15 protein-coding genes are annotated in these 18,048 nt (G+C 35.9%); 12 read left to right on the top strand and 3 right to left on the bottom strand.

Translation table 11 applies throughout. From position 1 onward, the window contains the following. Nucleotides 1–7 precede the first annotated feature (7 nt). The 10 genes from ACGH4F_RS00130 to ispC all read left to right on the top strand — a co-directional run bounded on the left by ACGH4F_RS00130 (nucleotide 8) and on the right by ispC (nucleotide 12,191). The gene (locus tag ACGH4F_RS00130; RefSeq protein ID WP_411589517.1) at nucleotides 8–2,536 is read left to right on the top strand and encodes a YwqJ-related putative deaminase; all 2,529 of its coding nucleotides are present in this window, start codon (nucleotides 8–10) and stop codon (nucleotides 2,534–2,536) included. Between the two features lie 2 nt (nucleotides 2,537–2,538). Next, entirely contained in the window at nucleotides 2,539–3,897 is a 1,359-nt protein-coding gene (locus tag ACGH4F_RS00135; RefSeq protein WP_411589519.1) for a hypothetical protein, read from the top strand. A gap of 12 nt (nucleotides 3,898–3,909) precedes the next feature. Continuing rightward, the gene (locus tag ACGH4F_RS00140; RefSeq protein WP_411589521.1) at nucleotides 3,910–5,259 is read left to right on the top strand and encodes a hypothetical protein; all 1,350 of its coding nucleotides are present in this window, start codon (nucleotides 3,910–3,912) and stop codon (nucleotides 5,257–5,259) included. A gap of 486 nt (nucleotides 5,260–5,745) precedes the next feature. Next, nucleotides 5,746–6,483, top strand: a complete 738-nt coding sequence (gene rpsB, locus ACGH4F_RS00145; RefSeq protein ID WP_065558472.1) for a 30S ribosomal protein S2 — start codon at nucleotides 5,746–5,748, stop codon at nucleotides 6,481–6,483. An 88-nt stretch (nucleotides 6,484–6,571) separates the two neighbouring features. Beyond that, a complete protein-coding gene (gene tsf / locus ACGH4F_RS00150; RefSeq protein ID WP_411589523.1) occupies nucleotides 6,572–7,432 on the top strand; it encodes a translation elongation factor Ts in 861 nt (286 codons plus the stop codon). 120 nt (nucleotides 7,433–7,552) lie between these two features. Beyond that, nucleotides 7,553–8,287: a UMP kinase gene (pyrH, locus tag ACGH4F_RS00155; RefSeq protein WP_065633747.1), complete on the top strand. Its 735-nt coding sequence runs from the start codon at nucleotides 7,553–7,555 to the stop codon at nucleotides 8,285–8,287. A gap of 29 nt (nucleotides 8,288–8,316) precedes the next feature. Continuing rightward, nucleotides 8,317–8,874, top strand: a complete 558-nt coding sequence (gene frr / locus ACGH4F_RS00160) for a ribosome recycling factor (protein WP_065558475.1) — start codon at nucleotides 8,317–8,319, stop codon at nucleotides 8,872–8,874. 651 nt (nucleotides 8,875–9,525) lie between these two features. Further along, on the top strand, nucleotides 9,526–10,191 hold the full coding sequence (gene deoC, locus ACGH4F_RS00165; RefSeq protein WP_220216240.1) for a deoxyribose-phosphate aldolase: 666 nt from the start codon (nucleotides 9,526–9,528) through the stop codon (nucleotides 10,189–10,191). Nucleotides 10,192–10,245: 54 nt separating this feature from the next. Then, nucleotides 10,246–11,007, top strand: a complete 762-nt coding sequence (deoR, locus tag ACGH4F_RS00170; RefSeq protein ID WP_267350177.1) for a DNA-binding transcriptional repressor DeoR — start codon at nucleotides 10,246–10,248, stop codon at nucleotides 11,005–11,007. 2 nt (nucleotides 11,008–11,009) lie between these two features. After that, on the top strand, nucleotides 11,010–12,191 hold the full coding sequence (gene ispC / locus ACGH4F_RS00175) for a 1-deoxy-D-xylulose-5-phosphate reductoisomerase (protein WP_411589526.1): 1,182 nt from the start codon (nucleotides 11,010–11,012) through the stop codon (nucleotides 12,189–12,191). On the opposite strand, the gene ACGH4F_RS00180 is transcribed toward ispC, so the two are convergent. Further along, nucleotides 12,188–12,739, bottom strand: coding sequence for a sugar O-acetyltransferase (locus tag ACGH4F_RS00180; protein ID WP_267350180.1), 552 nt, complete (start codon nucleotides 12,737–12,739; stop codon nucleotides 12,188–12,190). The two genes, ispC and ACGH4F_RS00180, sit on opposite strands and share 4 nt — an antisense overlap. Nucleotides 12,740–12,743: 4 nt before the next feature. Then, on the bottom strand, nucleotides 12,744–13,703 hold the full coding sequence (locus ACGH4F_RS00185; RefSeq protein WP_267350181.1) for an aminoimidazole riboside kinase: 960 nt from the start codon (nucleotides 13,701–13,703) through the stop codon (nucleotides 12,744–12,746). Between the two features lie 284 nt (nucleotides 13,704–13,987). Here ACGH4F_RS00185 and ACGH4F_RS00190 point away from each other — a divergent pair, with 284 nt between their 5' ends. Next, nucleotides 13,988–15,460, top strand: a complete 1,473-nt coding sequence (locus tag ACGH4F_RS00190; protein ID WP_267350183.1) for a glycoside hydrolase family 32 protein — start codon at nucleotides 13,988–13,990, stop codon at nucleotides 15,458–15,460. A 42-nt stretch (nucleotides 15,461–15,502) separates the two neighbouring features. On the opposite strand, the gene ACGH4F_RS00195 is transcribed toward ACGH4F_RS00190, so the two are convergent. Further along, nucleotides 15,503–16,507 carry a LacI family DNA-binding transcriptional regulator gene (locus tag ACGH4F_RS00195; protein ID WP_411589528.1) on the bottom strand — a complete coding sequence of 335 codons (1,005 nt, stop codon included), beginning with the start codon at nucleotides 16,505–16,507 and terminating at the stop codon, nucleotides 15,503–15,505. A 200-nt stretch (nucleotides 16,508–16,707) separates the two neighbouring features. On the opposite strand from ACGH4F_RS00195, the gene ACGH4F_RS00200 reads away from it, so the two are divergent. Beyond that, nucleotides 16,708–17,976 carry an oligosaccharide MFS transporter gene (locus ACGH4F_RS00200; protein ID WP_411589529.1) on the top strand — a complete coding sequence of 423 codons (1,269 nt, stop codon included), beginning with the start codon at nucleotides 16,708–16,710 and terminating at the stop codon, nucleotides 17,974–17,976. The last annotated feature ends 72 nt before the right edge of the window (nucleotides 17,977–18,048 follow it).

Raw genomic sequence — 18,048 nt, forward strand, 5'->3', positions numbered from 1 at the left:
TAAAACAATGGATACTGTAGAGGATTATATCATTGTTGCTAGCCCTTCTTTAAGGTATGTAACACCTAATAGGACAATGTCCTTTTATTTAAAAAAAGTCAACCCCAATGCTAAAGATATAAAAGACTTATCTATTCGTTGGGTATGTATTAATCATACAAATAGAGAAAAAAGTAAACAGAGTAATTTTTTTGGACCACGTGGTGGTCCCGAATGGCTTAATGCAAAATGGAATCTGGTTGGTGTACATACTGTAATGTGTTACGTCAGGGAATCGTTGGGTGGTGAAGCCAAAATTTATCATTATGTACAACATGTGGTGAGTCAAGGTGATTGCTTGAGCTATGACCCAGCGACATTTGAAGAAACAGAAAACCCATTTGAATTTATCCACAACATTAAAAAACAAAATAATATAATTGAGACTTTAGAAAAATACAGTGAATTGGATGAAGAACAACAAGAAAAATATAATGAACGCAAAGAAAATAGGAAACAATTTTGCGATAAATTAGAAAATTTGTTAGAAAAAATACCATTAAGTCACAGAAATCATTTCAAAATGATGAGTGCCAGACACTATTCGTATGAATATCCTGATACCAACTCAATCCTACTACAAGTATGTTATTTTTATCATGAAAAAACAGTTTATTTATTAGATTGGACTAATCCCCTACAACAAGGGTGGTGTGGTGTATTTGAAGGTAAGGGAGATACAGAACAAGCTGCTCTGCTAGATGCCTTAGATGAATGGGAAAGTGATAATCGTTATCCAGAGGGCATATTAAAATGTCGATATTTAAGTGTTAGTCATCCAACACTTGAAATCCCTAAATATGATGGTGAAGGGTTACTTGTTTGGACTATAGAAGATCATAATTTTACTGAAGAATATCAATTTTCAACTGACGGCAAAACTTGGCTTGACAGTATTTCAACAGCCCTCACTTATCTTGCATTTGGTGCATTAATTGTTGCCGGCGCAATAACATTGTTTGTACCTTCGGGGCAAATAGCAACAGCAGCATTTTGGACTTATGGGGCAATAATATTATCGGCTACTGCAGGTGTTAGCTCATCAGCTATCAATATAACGCAACGTTATAATAAAGGTTTTAGTAATTGGAAAGATGATGGTTTTGATGCATTAAATATTGTTGGCAATATGTTAGGCACTGGTGCGGGGCTAGCCTTGGCGAAATGGGGACCGCTTAAATTTTTATCCCAAGTAGGTACGAATACCATGAAAGTGAATGCCATTAAAGCGATGTTAATTGGTGAAGTAACGACAAATGGTGTGCAAGGTATTATGATTTCTACCGATATTGCGTCAGCTATTTACACAGTAATAGAAGATAAATCGCTTCCTCCTGATGAAAAACTATCAAAAATTATGAGTTTAATTGGATCAGGGATGGTAACTGGCGCGTTAGTTTATCTCAATTTAAAAAACACTAAAGCAAATTTTGATTTTATAAAGAAAGATTCGAATTTAGTTCAAAAACTAAGTCGAGAAGAAATCGATGCCTTTATAAACGATCCAAATAGTATCATTATAGATCAACTAACAGAAATAGAAAAAAAATCAACAGGAGTTGCGCTACCAAAAGTTGAATTAGCCGATATGCCGATGCGTGTCTCTGTTAAACAGTTGCAAGAGCAGAATTTATTACCATTAACGAATAATACAACTATCTCAATTGCTAACAACAATCTACCGAATGTTGTCATTCCTCCTGCTAATTATTTTCGGATATTAAATAGCCAAATTAAAAGAGAATTTTTCTTATCTAATGAACTTAATAAGCATATTAATTTAACTGATCCCTTCCAGGCAACAAGAGTCGCATTATTAAATTCAAACCCAGAAGGCAAAATACAAATCTTAGCCAGAAATGGTGATCAAAAGATCAGTAAAACGGTCGTTAATACCCGTATATATGAAGATAAACGTAGTAATCTACAAAGTTTTCAGGCGGAGCTTAGGGAACGCATTTCTAAAGAAGATGGATGGAAAAGTAAGGTTGCTGCTTCAAAGGCAACTTGTACTATTCATGGCATGGACTTTGAAAGTGCTAAGGAATTTAATAATTTACCTTTTACGTTAAAGCATGCGCTAAAAGAAAAGGTTGTTGTACAAGGCGAATTTACGGGTCAATCGGCGCCAATTAAGGTGGTTGATATCAAAGGGTATATTGCGACTTTAAAACCGTATTATCCTGACAAAAATATGGATGAAGCGACGGAAGAATTGATTAAAAAATATCTTATAAAACATAAAGATAATTTGTCAAATTTTGATGGAATGCCTGGTGCGCATGCTGAAATATTGGCGGTAGATGATGTGTTTAAACAACTGCGCGCGAAAGGTTTAACTCCAGGAGATTTTTTCAAGGATATTGACGTTTATACTGTCTATGTCAAAAACACAAAAAATAAAGAACAATTTGGACAACCATTTGTAGCCTGTCGTAATTGTAGTGGTATATTAGATCCACTAATTAACGTGGTAACGAAGCGAAAAGGAGAGTAACCATGAGTAACAGAACCGATATTAAACCGTTTGATTTGCCGGTACGGGTCGAATTGAGCCATTTACAGCTTATTCAAGGCTTTTATTTTTTAAATGATGTGTTATTTAGTGGGTTGGCTTATGACCATCGAGAACAAAAATTGCATAAAGTGTACCAAATGACCGAAGGTAAAATTACGGGGGAACAAGAATTTGGTTTTTATCAGCACAGCAGTGGGGTAAAAATCGATTTTGCGGTGATAGAAGATGATGAGTATTATGAATCTGATGATCCTGTCTATTATCAAGGTGAGTTGTTAAACGGGGTAACTTATAAATACTATGACGGTTTTGTGTGTGTCGAGTCATTGTGGATTGATGGTTATGACGTTGAATGGATTAATTGGTATGTCGATGGCTCAGGATTAGTGCGCGAATATCAGGCTAATTACGAAGAGTCAAGAAGTGTATTTAAGTGGGATTATAAACGGCTAATTAGCGTTGATTGTACTAAAGGCGATATTAACAGCCGATCAAGTTTCACTATAAGTGTAAATGAGCAAAATCAGATTAATTCTTTTGTTTTAGATACCAAAGATACAGCAAGCTTAGAAAAACTGGTTCAATATGATGATCTTCCGTTACCGGCTAATAGTTTATCAGGATTACTGGCTTATTACTCTTTGGCGGAAGAAGTAAGTCTTAGTATTTTTAGTGATGAAAACTTTGAATATTTTGCTGCGCACACTAATTTTCAGCCCGTTAAACGATTACAAATAGCAACGCAAAATTTGTCGTTAGCCCTGTTAACAAAATATATGGACTTGCCACAGTTAACCTGGTTATTTTTTAATGAACGTGGTATTAGCGATTATGACTTAAAAAACTTGCCTGAAGATGAGCGATTGATTAAACAAAAGGAGTGTGATACACGTAACCATGCACTTATCACGTTGTTGTTAGCAATACAGGCTAAATATCATGGTGAAATTCAGTTAAATGCCAGTTCGGGTATTATGTTTCGCTATATTGATACTCAAGGTGAACTAATGATGAATGTGAATCAACATGATTTTAGTTATTTATTAGATCTGTTACCGAACGATAAAATAGTGGATTTGCGTTTACGTCAATGTAAATACCCAATTGTTTTATTAGAAAAGCTTAGTCGGCTGACGCATTTAAAAAAAATCTCCATTAGAGAAGGTGTTTCGCGTTTTGACGGTGATAATCCATCCGAAGCGGAATTGATACAAAGGAGTAATGCACGTAATCAGGCGTTATGGGGATTGTTAAAAAATCTGCAATTAAAATTGCATTGTGATATAGAGCTTATTTCAGAAACATCCGAAGTATTTAAAGAAGACTATCAAGGTGAATAGACAGAGTAAAACATGATTAATGTTGAGTTGAGTGATTTGCCGGTACGGGTCGAATTGAGCCATTTACAGGTTATTCAAGGCTTTTATTTTTTAAATGATGTGTTATTTAGTGGGCTGGCTTATGACCATCGAGAACAAAAGTTGCATAAAGTGTACCAAATGACCGAAGGCAAAATCACGGGGGAACAAGCGTTTGGTTTTTATAGGCACAGTAGTGGGGTAAAAATCGATTTTGCGGTGATAGAAGATGATGAGTATTATGAATCTGATGATCCTGTCTATTATCAAGGTGAGTTGTTAAACGGGGTAACTTATAAATACTATGACGGTTTTGTGTGTGTCGAGTCATTGTGGATTGATGGTTATGACGTTGAATGGATTAATTGGTATGTCGATGGCTCAGGATTAGTGCGCGAATATCAGGCTAATTACGAAGAGTTCAGAAGTGTATTTAAGTGGGATTATAAACGGCTAATTAGCGTTGATTGTACTAAAGGCGATATTAACAACCGATCAAGTTTCTGTATAAGTGTAAATGAGCAAAATCAGATTAATTCTTTTGTTTTAGATACCAAAGATACAGCAAGCTTTGGAAAACTGGTTCAGTATGATGATCTTCCGTTACCGGCTAATAGTTTATCAGGATTACTGGCTTATTACCCTTTGGCGGAAAAAGTAAGTCTTAACATTTTTAGTGATGAAAACTTTGAATATTTTGCTGAGCACACTGATTTTCAGCCCGTAAAACGATTAGAAATAGTAACAGAACATTTGTCATTAGCCTTGTTAACAAAATCGATGGATCTGCCGCAGTTAACCTGGTTATTTTTTGACGAACATGGTATTAGCGATTATAGCTTAGAAATCTTGCCAGAAGATGAGCGATTGATTAAACAAAAGGAGCGTGATACACGTAACCATGCACTTATCACGTTGTTGTTAGCAATACAGGCTAAATATCATGGTGAAATTAAGTTAAATGCCAGTTCGGGTATTATGTTTCGCTATATTGATACTCGGGGTGCATTAATGATGGACGTGAATCAACATGATTTTAGTTATTTATTAGATCTGTTACCGAACGATAAAATAGTGGATTTGCATTTGCGTCAACGAAAATTTCCGATTGTTTTATTAGAAAAGCTTAGTCAGCTGACGCATTTAAAAAGATTATGCCTTGAAGAAGGTGTTGCGAGAATTTTCGATGAAAAGCCATCAGAAGTGGAACTGGCACAACAGTGTAACGCGCGTAATCAGACATTGTGGGCATGGTTAAATTCGCTACAGTTAAAATTGCATTGTGATATAAAGCTAGTCTCAGAAACATTAGACGTTTTTGAACAACGCTATCAAGGTGAATAGACAGAGTAAAACATGATTAATGTTGAGTTGAGTGATTTGCCGGTACGGGTCGAATTGAGCCAATTTAAAATAAAAAAACGATTCAATAAAATCATTTTTTAATAAAAATAGCGTAATAAAAAATGTGGATTATGCATTATTAAATTATGAAATGAAATTGATGGTATTTAAAAATTATATTTAAGGCGTTAATCGATAACTTAATCCTCATTTATTATGACTGTAAATCTTTTTTTGCCAATAAAAATCACATCGATATAAATAAAACTAGCAATATTTATCTAAATATGGTATAAAACGCGCGCTACTTTTCACATTCATTTTTCAAAAAAATCGTTGTGAAAGTCAGCACAAATTTTAAACTTTAATTAACGTTATAACACACACATATCATTACTCTTTTCCGGGGTGCCTTTTGTTTTATGCAATAAGGTCGGTTAAAGCGGGTATGTGGAGGCATAACCCCAACGTCAAAATGAGGAAATCATGACTACAGTATCAATGCGCGATATGTTACAAGCAGGTGTACACTTTGGACACCAAACCCGTTATTGGAACCCAAAAATGAAACCATTTATTTTTGGTGCGCGTAACAAAGTTCACATTATCAACCTTGAAAAAACAGTACCAATGTTTAACGAAGCGTTAGCTGAATTAAATAAAGTGGCTGCACGTAAAGGTAAAATTTTATTTGTTGGTACAAAACGAGCAGCAAGCGAAGCGATTAAACAAGCCGCTGAAAGCTGTGGACAATACTATGTTAATCACCGTTGGTTAGGTGGTATGTTGACTAACTGGAAAACAGTACGTCAATCAATCAAACGTCTTAAAGATTTAGAAACACAAGCTAGTGATGGTACATTTGACAAATTAACCAAAAAAGAAGCACTAATGCGTGCTCGTGAAATGGCTAAATTAGAAAATAGCTTGGGTGGAATTAAAAATATGGGTGGCTTACCCGATGTGATTTTTGTTATTGGCGCAGACCATGAACATATCGCTATCAAAGAAGCTAACAATTTAGGTATTCCAGTCGTTGCTGTTGTTGATACCAACTCAGATCCAGATGGTATTGATTACATCGTTCCAGGTAATGATGACGCAATTCGTGCAATTCAATTATATGCAAATGCAGTTGCGGAAGCCGTTCGTGCTGGTCGTGAACAAAATCAATCTCCAGTATCTGAAGAAAGCTTTGTTGAAGAAGCTCCAGCAGCAGAGTAATAAACTCAAATATTTTCAGGGTCGATAATATAAATAATCGACCCATTCTAATGAAAATCATCACAATGGTTAAATAGAGGATTTAAAAATGGCTGAAGTTACCGCTTCTATGGTAAAAGAACTGCGTGAAAGAACTGGCGCAGGTATGATGGAATGTAAAAAAGCATTAGTTGAAGCAAATGGTGATATCGAAGTTGCTATCGACAATATGCGTAAATCAGGTCAAGCAAAAGCGGCTAAAAAAGCAGGTCGTGTAGCGGCTGAAGGTGTGATTATTTCTAAGATTTCTGCGGATAAAAAATCGGGTGTAATTTTAGAAATCAACTGCGAAACAGACTTTGTTGCTAAAGATGCAGGTTTCTTAGAGTTTAGCGAAAAAGTTGCTACAACTGCATTGAACGATAACATGACTGATCTTGCTGCGTTACAAGCAAAATTTGAAGAAGAACGTACAGCACTAGTTGCAAAAATCGGCGAAAACATCGGTATTCGTCGTATTCAACAAATTTCAGGTGATGTTGTTGGTAGTTACCAACATGGTGCACGTATCGGTGTATTAGTTGCTGCAAACAGTGGTTGTGATGAAGAATTAGTTAAACATATTGCAATGCACATTGCTGCAAGCAAACCAGAATATGTTAGCCCAAGCGATGTTCCAGCTGATGTTGTTGAACATGAGCGCAATATTCAAATCGAAATTGCAATGCAATCAGGTAAACCACGTGAAATCGCTGAAAAAATGGTTGAAGGCCGTATGCGTAAATTTACTGGTGAAGTTTCACTTACTGGTCAACCATTTGTTATGGATCCAAGTAAGACTGTTGGTGATTTACTGGCTGAGAAAAAAGCGACTGTTGCTTCTTTCATCCGTTTTGAAGTGGGTGAAGGCATTGAAAAAGTGGAAGTTGATTTTGCAGCCGAAGTTGCTGCGATGTCGAAACAATCTTAATTGTTTCGTAACAAACCGCCGTCAAGGCGGTTTTGTTTATCTACAAATTTTTTTAAATTATTGCTAGCTAGCCATTTTTAGCTTGTCAGGTAATTAAATAACGAAATAGTGAGACTTCATATGGTAACCCCTTTCTATAAACGTATTCTTCTTAAACTCAGTGGTGAAGCACTACAAGGCGATGAAGGTTTTGGTATTGATCCCACCGTTCTTGACCGCATGGCGCAAGAAATTAAAGAACTTATTGAAATGAATGTTCAAGTTGCTGTTGTTATTGGGGGCGGTAATCTATTTCGTGGCGCTGGTCTTGCAAAAGCCGGTATGAATCGTGTTGTTGGCGATCATATGGGGATGCTAGCAACAGTAATGAATGGTCTTGCAATGCGTGATGCGTTGCATCGAATTGAGGTTAATGCGCGTTTAATGTCAGCTATTCCACTTAATGGAGTATGTGACGATTACCGCTGGACAGAAGCAATTAGCTTGCTTCGTCATGGTAAAGTGGTTATTCTTTCAGCAGGAACAGGTAATCCTTTTTTTACAACTGACTCAGCAGCGTGTTTACGTGGTATCGAAATTGAAGCAGATGTGGTGTTAAAAGCAACAAAAGTTGATGGTGTTTATTCGGCCGATCCTGTTAAAGATCCAAATGCAACACTTTATAAAACATTAAATTATGAAAAAGTGCTTGATGATGAATTAAAAGTAATGGATTTAGCTGCGTTTACGTTAGCACGTGATCATAACCTGCCGATTTGTGTCTTTAACATGAATAAACCAGGTGCATTACGTCGAGTGATTTTAGGTGAACCCGAAGGGACATTAATTAATAATCAGGCAACAGTAAGCTGTTAGTCTTATTTATTCAATATAAGGTTTTTATTATGCTAAATGAGATTCAAAAAGAAGCGCAAGTGCGCATGGAAAAAAGTATAGATGCGTTTCAAACTCATATTTCTAAGATTAGAACAGGACGGGCATCGCCAAACTTATTAGACGGTATTATGGTTGAATACTATGGTAGCCCAACGCCGCTTCGTCAATTAGCAAATGTGGTGGCTGAAGATGCAAGAACATTGGCTATCACCGTATTTGATAAATCATTAACACCAATGATTGAAAAAGCAATTTTATCTTCTGATTTAGGGCTTAATCCAGCGTCGGCAGGTACGGTTATTCGAGTACCATTGCCACCACTAACAGAAGAACGTCGTCGTGATTTAACGAAAATTGTTCGTAACGAAGCAGAACAAGGTCGTGTGTCAATTCGTAATATTCGTCGTGATGCGAATGATCAAGTCAAAGCATTATTAAAAGATAAACAAATATCAGAAGATGATGAACGTAAATCACAAGATTTTATTCAAAAAGCAACTGACGCAGCCATTAAAAAATTAGATGCTGTGCTTGTTGATAAAGAAAAAGAGTTAATGGAATTTTAATTCTTTGTTTAAAAAGCTTAGTTGATTTAACTAGGCTTTTTTCATTTTATTTATATCATTAGCTTTTAAAGTTTTGATTTGCATTTAGTGAATAATGCTTAAATATTCTAAATCAATGGGTAATGTTAGAGTGCGCATTACTTACCCAATTTCTTACCTATCCTATCAACTTGTTAAAAATTAGTGTTACTACGCCTGTTAAATTTTTTAGGCAATAAAATTGCATTCATTGTATTAGACGGCAATCGGGCAGTATCCAGATTTGGATTATGAGCAATTTGTTAATTATTTTTCTGGTCAGTTTGAAAACAAAGTAATTAATGCTGATGAACTTTACTCTAAGATTATTAACCTGTTGAAAACTACTGAAGTGTTAACTACTGTATTTTAATTGCTAACACAATATTGGAATGCATTTGAAAAATACCTGTCAATAATGATATGGAGAAATCACGATTCATTAAAGCTGGGTCTTTATTAAATAATTTTTCTGTTTAAATTGTCTGTAGTTAGCACAGAGTTTTGTTTTTAATTATCATAATTTAAGTATATAATGTTAGGATAATAACATCTATAGTCATATAATGTTATTATCCTAACATTACTAACAATATTTACTAGATATCATTAACAATAATTAAAGGACATTTTATGGGTTATGCAAAGTATATTGATCATACTTTACTCGCAATGAATGCGACTGAAGATCAAATACGTAAATTATGCGAAGAAGCTAAGCAGTACCATTTTTATTCTGTATGTGTTAATTCAGGTTATGTTCCTTTAGTCGCTAGCTTATTAAAAGGTAGTGATGTAAAGGTTTGTTCGGTTGTTGGTTTTCCGCTTGGTGCGATGTTAACATCGGCTAAAGCATTTGAAACCGAAATGGCTGTCAAATCAGGTGCTGAAGAAATCGATATGGTTATCAATGTCGGTTGGCTAAAAAGCAATGATTGGGAAGCAGTGAAAAAGGATATTGAAGCTGTTTTTAAAGCATGCGGTGCAGTTCCGTTAAAAGTCATTTTAGAAACTTGCTTGTTAACCAAAGAAGAAATTGTGAAAGTTTGTGCTATTTGCAAGGAAATTGGTGTTGCTTTTGTAAAAACATCGACTGGTTTTAGTGTATCTGGTGCGACGGTTGAAGATGTAAAATTGATGCGTGAAACAGTCGGTGATAAAATGGGTGTTAAAGCATCAGGTGGCATTAGAGATCGTCAAACGGCTGAAAAAATGGTTTATGCTGGTGCAAATCGATTAGGCGCTAGCGCGGGTATTGCGATTGTATCAGGCGATAAAACTTCCTCTAGCGGTTATTAATTCATCCTTCATAAGCTACTGATACAGTAGCTTATGGCTATAGATGGAATAGCAATGGAAACACAACCCAAAAAAAGAGTCAATGCACTTATTGAACATTTAAAAATAATCGATAAAATTCATTTAAAACAAGCAGCACAAATGCTTGGTGTTTCTGAAATGACAATTCGTCGTGATCTTAATAATCACTCCTCATGTTTGGCTGTTTTAGGCGGTTATGTGGTTAATCAGGCACGTCATACCATATCGCAATATTTTGTGTCTGATCAGCAAGATAAGCAAGTAATTGAAAAACGTTATATTGGTAAGTTGGTTAGTCAATTTGTTGATGAAAACGATACAATTTTTTTTGATTGTGGTACGACTATGCAATTTATCATTGATGAAATTAGTGATGATATTTCTTTCACTGCCATCTGCTACTCGCTCAATTCCTTTCTGGCATTACAAAAAAAACCAAAGTGTAAAATCATTTTATGTGGTGGGCATTATCAACTTAATAATGCAATTTTTACCAGTATTTGTTCAAATAATCAGCTCGATGTTATTTGTCCAAATAAAGCCTTTATTTCGGCAGCGGGTATCGATCTAACTCAAGGTACCACTTGTTACCATTTTGATGAGTTAAATATGAAACATAAAGCCATGAAAAAATCTAATCAAAATATATTAATTGTCGATCACACTAAGTTTAACCAAGTTAAGCCAGCTTTTATTTGTAACCTTGATGAATTTAATTTGGTAATGACAGACAAAGTACCTGATTTAGAATATGTTTCATATTTTAAAGAAAATAACATTGGTTTAATTTATTAATTATGAAAAACATCGCAATTTTAGGTTCAACAGGATCAATAGGCTGTAGCACTTTAGCGGTCATTCGGCAAAATCCAACATTATTTAATGCTTATGTGCTAGTGGGTGGCAGTAATGTAAAAAAAATGACTGAACAATGCCAAGAATTTAAACCCCATTATGTGGCAATGGCAAGTGAACAAGCTGCACAACAGCTTAAAGCAAATCTTGTTGATCTAAAATTGGATATTGAAGTATTAAGTGGTGAACAAGCTATTTGTGATTTAGCACAGTTGCCCGAAGTTCACCAAGTCATGGCTGCCATTGTGGGCGCAGCAGGATTAAAACCGACGCTTGCTGCAATTGAAAAAGGAAAACGTATTTTACTGGCTAACAAAGAGTCTTTGGTTACTTGTGGACATCTGTTTATGCAAGCCGTAAAGCGATATGGCGCTGAACTGTTACCGGTTGATAGTGAACATAATGCGATTTTTCAAAGTCTGCCAACCGCCGTTCAGCATGATCTCGGGTTTGCTAATTTGGTTGATCATGGTGTGACCAAAATCGTGTTAACCGGCTCTGGGGGGCCTTTTCGAGATTGGGCTGTCAATCAATTATCTTCTGTGTCACCTTCACAAGCGATTGCTCATCCTAATTGGTCAATGGGAAAAAAGATTTCCGTTGATTCCGCTACGATGATGAATAAAGGTTTAGAATATATTGAAGCACGTTGGTTATTTAATGCCAGTGCCGAGCAAATGGAAATCATTGTCCATCCACAATCAATTATTCATTCAATGGTCCGTTATCAAGATGGCAGTGTTATTGCTCAATTAGGTGTGCCTGATATGCGGACACCTATCGCTTATTCTATGTCTTATCCATTACGTATCACCTCTGGTGTTCCTGATTTAGATTTTACTCAGATGTCATCACTGACGTTTAATACACCTGATTTTAATCGTTATCCTTGCTTAAAATTAGCCATTGAGGCTTCTTGTCGAGGGCAAGCTGCAACCACGACCCTTAATGCGGCTAACGAAGTGGCGGTTGAAGCATTTTTGCAAAATAAAATTGGTTTTATGGATATTGCCAAACACGTATCGGCAACATTAGATAAACTTGTTTTACCTGAACCAACCACTATTGAGGACGTTGTGGCTATCGATACATGGGCTAGAGCACAGTCAGTTAAGGTGAATTAAAGCGTTTTATACTCTCGACAGGGTGCGCCCATGGCGACCACATTTGAAGGGATATCACGATCAACAATGCTTCCGGCTGCGATAACGGTATTATCACCGATAGTTACATTTGGCAGTATAATTACATTACCGCCAATCCAAACGTTGTGACCAATAGTAATTGGTTTTGCAAACTCAAGACCACGGCATCGTGTTTGGCTATCCAGTGGATGCCCTGAAGTGTAAAAGCCGCAATTAGGTGCAACAAGCACATTATCACCAAATGTAATTTTAGCCGCATCAAGCATGATGCAATTAAAATTGGCGAAAAAGTTTTCACCAATTTCAATATTATAACCGTAATCACATTGGAATCCCGGCATTATCGTAAACTGCTCTCCTGTTTTTCCCAGTAGCGTTTGAAACAGCTGATATCGCTGTTTTTCGGCAAGGGGGGATAATTGATTGAGTTGAAAGCAGAGATCTTGAGCGTAAAGCCGATCGTTAGCCAGTAAATGGATACCAGGATCATACAGTAACCCAGATAACATTTTTTCTTTTTCTGTCATTGAATTACGCCATTTGTTTAGCGGTTAATGCTGGATTATCGCTAATAAATGATTGTAAAAATGCGCTATCAGGTAGTGCCGTTAATGCTCCTTTTTGAGTTGTGGCTAAAGCACCACAGGCACTGGCAATGGTCATCATGCTTTCTAGCATGAGTTTATCTTCTGGCATTCCTGATGACGCTATGCTACTTAACAAACCTGCGACAAAAGCATCGCCAGCTCCGGTTGTGTCAACACTATTCACATGGTAGGAATCAAACGAAAAGGTTTTACCTTGCCATACGACAATACTGCCATCTCGACCTTTGGTCACCAATTTTAGTGGAGCATTATAGTGCTGCTGAAGTTTATTTAATGCTTCATGCCAATCTTGACTTTCTGTCAACCAAAACAGCTCTTCATCAGACAGTTTAAGAATATCTGCATCGTGACAAAACTGCGTAATAATGGTGCGCATTTCGTCTTTATCTTTCCACATTTGCTCCCGTAAATTAATGTCAAAACTAATTAACCCATTTTTAGCGGTCAGATCTTCAATAGCGGTTTTAAGTGTTTGTCGACAAGTTTGTCCAACTAATGCCAAAGAACAAAAATGTAAAATGTCTTGATTAAAATGGGGTATTGCTTGTTTTGAAAGGAATTGATCGGCTGACGGCGAGACTAAAAAAGTAAAGCTGCGTTCGCCGTTTTTACCTAAATCGACAACGACAGTACTGGTTCGATGAAGATCATCTTTTTCAAGGCTTTGGCAGTCAACATGATATTCTTTGAATGTTTTTTCCATAAAGTGACCAAACGGATCATTACCGACGCGGCCGATAAACGCCGAAGGAAGACCTAACTTAGCCACGCCAATAGCAACATTTGCAGGTGCACCCCCTGCACAAGCTTGATAATTCATTTCGCCAAATGGCAATAAATCAATAACCGCATCGCCAAGAGACCAGACTTTAGTATTATTCATTTCATTACTCGATATAATATTTGGTTAATAGGGTTTAAGGTGTGTGAATAGGTTGACGATATTTCTTATTGATATCGTCTGCTACATACAGATTAAACCAAGTTTAATAATTAGTCATTCGCCATAGACTAAATCATTTCAAAAAAAATTCATTGTTAACGTTAAAAATGTGTGACTTTCATCACATATTTTATCGCTTAATTTATCTATAGTTAACGTTAACAATTAAATTAATATACCATATAATCAGATAAATCTGATATCGGATGAACAAAGGGGATTTTATGTCTACTGCTATTGATAAAGCAAATCAAGCTGTTTTGCAATTAGAAACGACCATGAATAAACAGTATTACCCACATTTTCATTTAGCACCACAATCGGGATGGATGAACGATCCAAATGGTTTGATTTACTTTAAAGGGCAGTATCATGCCTTTTATCAACATCATCCTTATGATGAAAACTGGGGACCGATGCATTGGGGGCACGCTGTTAGTGATGATTTAGTGACATGGCGAAGATTACCCATAGCCATTGCACCCGATCAAGAGTTTGATAAAAGTGGCTGTTTTTCCGGTTCGGCAGTCGAAAAAGATGGCGAATTATATTTAATTTATACGGGGCATATTTGGTTAAATGGTCAAGGTAACGATGAGCAAATTCGGCAAACCCAATGCCTTGCTATTAGTAAAGACGGTATTCATTTTGAAAAACAGGGAACGATTTTAACGCCAGAAGATGGCATCATGCATTTTCGCGATCCTAAGGTTTGGCAACAAGATGGGATATGGTGGATGGTTGTCGGCCAGCGAGATCGCAACGATGTGGGCAAAGTTTTACTGTATCGCTCACAAGATCTTAAAAAATGGCAATTTGATCATGTTGTGATAAGTGATATCGATCCTGATGTTTATATGCTTGAATGCCCTGATTTTTTTCCGTTAGGTGACAAATGGATTTTAATGTTTTCTCCGCAAGGTATGAAAGCTAAAGGTTACCAATATCGTAATCGGTTTCAATCAGGTTATATTGTTGGTGATTGGCAACCAGGACAAAAATTTTCTGTTATTAAACCTTTTCAAGAAATGGATTTTGGTCATGATTTTTATGCCCCTCAATCGTTTCTTGCAGCAGATGGACGCCGAATTATTTTTGCTTGGATGGATATGTGGGAATCAGTCATGCCGAGCAAAAAAGATAAATGGATGGGGGCATTTACCTTACCCCGTGAATTGATCTTAGATGCAGACAATAATGTTCGCAACAGACCGATTAAAGAACTTGAAGTATTACGTGAAAAACCTCAATCATTAACCAATATATTGTTGAGTAGTGAATTGAAAAATACGTCGATTGAATCAATTAGTTGTGAACTTAATGTCGAAATTGATCTCTCTGAAAGTAATGCAGAACGTTTTGGCTTGCAACTGGCAGCAACTGAAGATGGTAAACAAGCAACGTTGTTATTTATTGATTTACAATCTAATCGCATTGTACTTGATAGAAGTCTTTCTGGTTTAGAGCTTAAAGGTTACCGTAGTGTACCATTACCAAAAACCGATAAGTTAAGCTTACATATTTATGTTGATGCATCATCCGTAGAAGTTTTTGTGAATAAGGATTTATATAGCTTGTCTAGCCGTATTTACCCTAAATTACCTGCGACAAGAAAGGTGAATTTATTTGCAGAAAATGGGCAGGCTAAAATCATTAAATTAGAAAGCTGGCAATTAAAATCAATCTATCAATCATGAGTCATTAACCCACCATCTCGTCTGGTGGGTTTGTCACTGTGTCTATAAAGATTGGCGTTGTAAAAATGCTGATGCAACTTGTGTTACCGTTTTTTGGGTTTGACCTGTGATGATATGTAAAGCTGCTTGTTCGCCTATTTCATAATGGGGAAGCTGTACTGTTGTTAAAGGGGGATAAAAAAGCTCGCCAGTACCCACCATATTATCATAGCCTAAAATAGCAACATCGTTAGGAATATGGAAACCATTACTTAGTAAATATTGATAAGCAACAAAAGCGATCCGATCATTACCACAAATTAATACATCAAATTCAGGTTTTCTAGCACAGTGTTGTTTTAATATTTCAACTGTCATCATATATTCTTGCGCAAGATTACCTTGAGATGTGGATGTATGATAACTAATTAGGTCATCTAAATTTTTACCTGCATCAAGCCAAGCTTGTTCTGCTGCCTGACGTCTAATGCTACCGGCTAAAGTATGTTCGGATAAATAGATACAAAGCGGTTTTTGATAACCTTTATTAATGACTTGCTGCATTGCTTGGTATTGACCAGAGTAGTCATCAGGAATATAACAAGCTAATTGTTCGGAATCACTAATACAGTTGGCGAGCACCACATTTTTACCAAGTAATCTTTCAGGAAGCTCAACTTTTCTTAGTCCCATGGTGGTGTAAATAATGCCATTAGGGCGATAAGACAATAGCGTGTTAATGGCATGATTCGCATCTTTATCGTCAAATAAATTGACAATAAACGTATTCCAGCCATGTTGCTGGGCTGTTCGTTCAATAGCTTGTAGCAGTTCAACTGAAAACGGTGTCGTGGCGGTTTCTAATGCTAAGACACCGATAGCATGTGGACCAGAATGATCACCACGTATTTTTCGTGCAGATAAATCGGGAACATAATTGAGTTGTTCAATTGCTTTTTTTACCCGTTTATATGTTTCTTTATTTAATTTTTCAGGATTATTGATTGCACGCGAAACAGTCATCAATGAAACCGATGCTAACTTTGCGACATCCTTAAGTGAAGCCATAGTTAAATCCTTTTGCTCAGCATTAAAAGGTTAATAATTAGTAATTACTTAATGTGATGATACCACAAATAAAAATGATAAAAAGTGTGAGGAATGTAACATTTATGATATCTGATTCTATCTATTTAGTTTCATTTATGACAATAATGTTAACATTAACATGTTAACGTTAAACTTCCATAATATAAGAGTACTAAAATATGAAAACGATAGAAACGGTAGAAAATAAAAATTATTGGTTCTCATCAGGTTATCTTATAACCTTTTATGCAGCATGGTCTCTTTGGTGGTCTTTTTACGCCATATGGCTTAAAAGTACAATTGGATTATCTGGCGAGCAGTTAGGAATTGTTTACGCAGCCAACTCTGCCGCCGCTATGTTTTTTATGATCTTTTATGGCATTATTCAAGATAAATTACAAATCGGTAAAGCAGTTATTACGTTTCAAAGTATTATGATGTTGCTGATTGGTCCATTTATGATTTATGTCTATGAACCCTTATTAAAACACGATTTTATTCTTGGTGCTTGCATTGGTGCGCCGGTATTAAGCGCTGGGTTTATCTCTGGATGTGCTTTAGTTGATTCTTTTATTGAGCGAATAAGTCGATTATTTGGTTTTGAATTTGGTCCTGCTCGTTTTTGGGGATCATTTGGTTATGCCGCAGCAACCTTTGTTGCCGGTATTTTATTTGGTATAAACCCGCATATTAACTTTTGGATGGCATCGGCTGTTGCAGCAATCTTTTTTACCATTAATATCCTATTTAAACCTAAACATTATTCGGAGTCCTCATCGGGAAATGATAAAAATCTTGTTGTTGAAAAAACATCAACTATTCCAACGATGAGTGAAATAGTGTCTTTATTTGGCATGAAAAAGTTTTGGTTATTTGTTTTCTTTATTATTGGAACCAATAGTTTTTATACCATTTACGATCAGCAATTATTTCCTAATTTCTATACCACTTTTTTTACTCAACAAGAATGGGGTTACAAAGTATATGGTTATTTGAACTCTTTCCAAGTTTTTTTAGAAGCTATCTGTATGATTTTAGCTCCATACATTATTTATAAAATTGGCGCTAAAAGAGCGTTATTAGTGGCAGCGTTAGTGATGATTTGCCGAATTGCATTATCAGCAACATTAGATAATGTGTATTTAATTTCATTAGTGAAACTTTTTCATGCTATTGAAACCCCGTTATTTATTTTAGCCGTATTTAAATATGTTGTTGCGAATTTTGATGAAAGATTGTCTTCGACATTATATTTAGTTGGCTTTAATATCTCATCAAATATTGGGGTTATTGTGCTTTCATGGTTAGTCGGAAAACTATTTGATACTACCGGATATTCAACCACATTTTATGCCCTTGCCGGTATTGTTCTATTGATTTTGGTCATTGCTATATTTACCTTGTGTGATGAAAAAAAAGCTAAGCTAGAATCTTCATTATCATCGTAAAAATCGTCAAAAATATGGAAACAGATTGTTTCCATTTTGCTATTTAAATGATGATAATAAAATACAACACTT

The sequence above is a fragment of the Gilliamella sp. CG35 genome (assembly GCF_046635745.1).
GTDB classification, from domain to species: Bacteria; Pseudomonadota; Gammaproteobacteria; order Enterobacterales; family Orbaceae; genus Gilliamella; species Gilliamella apicola_I.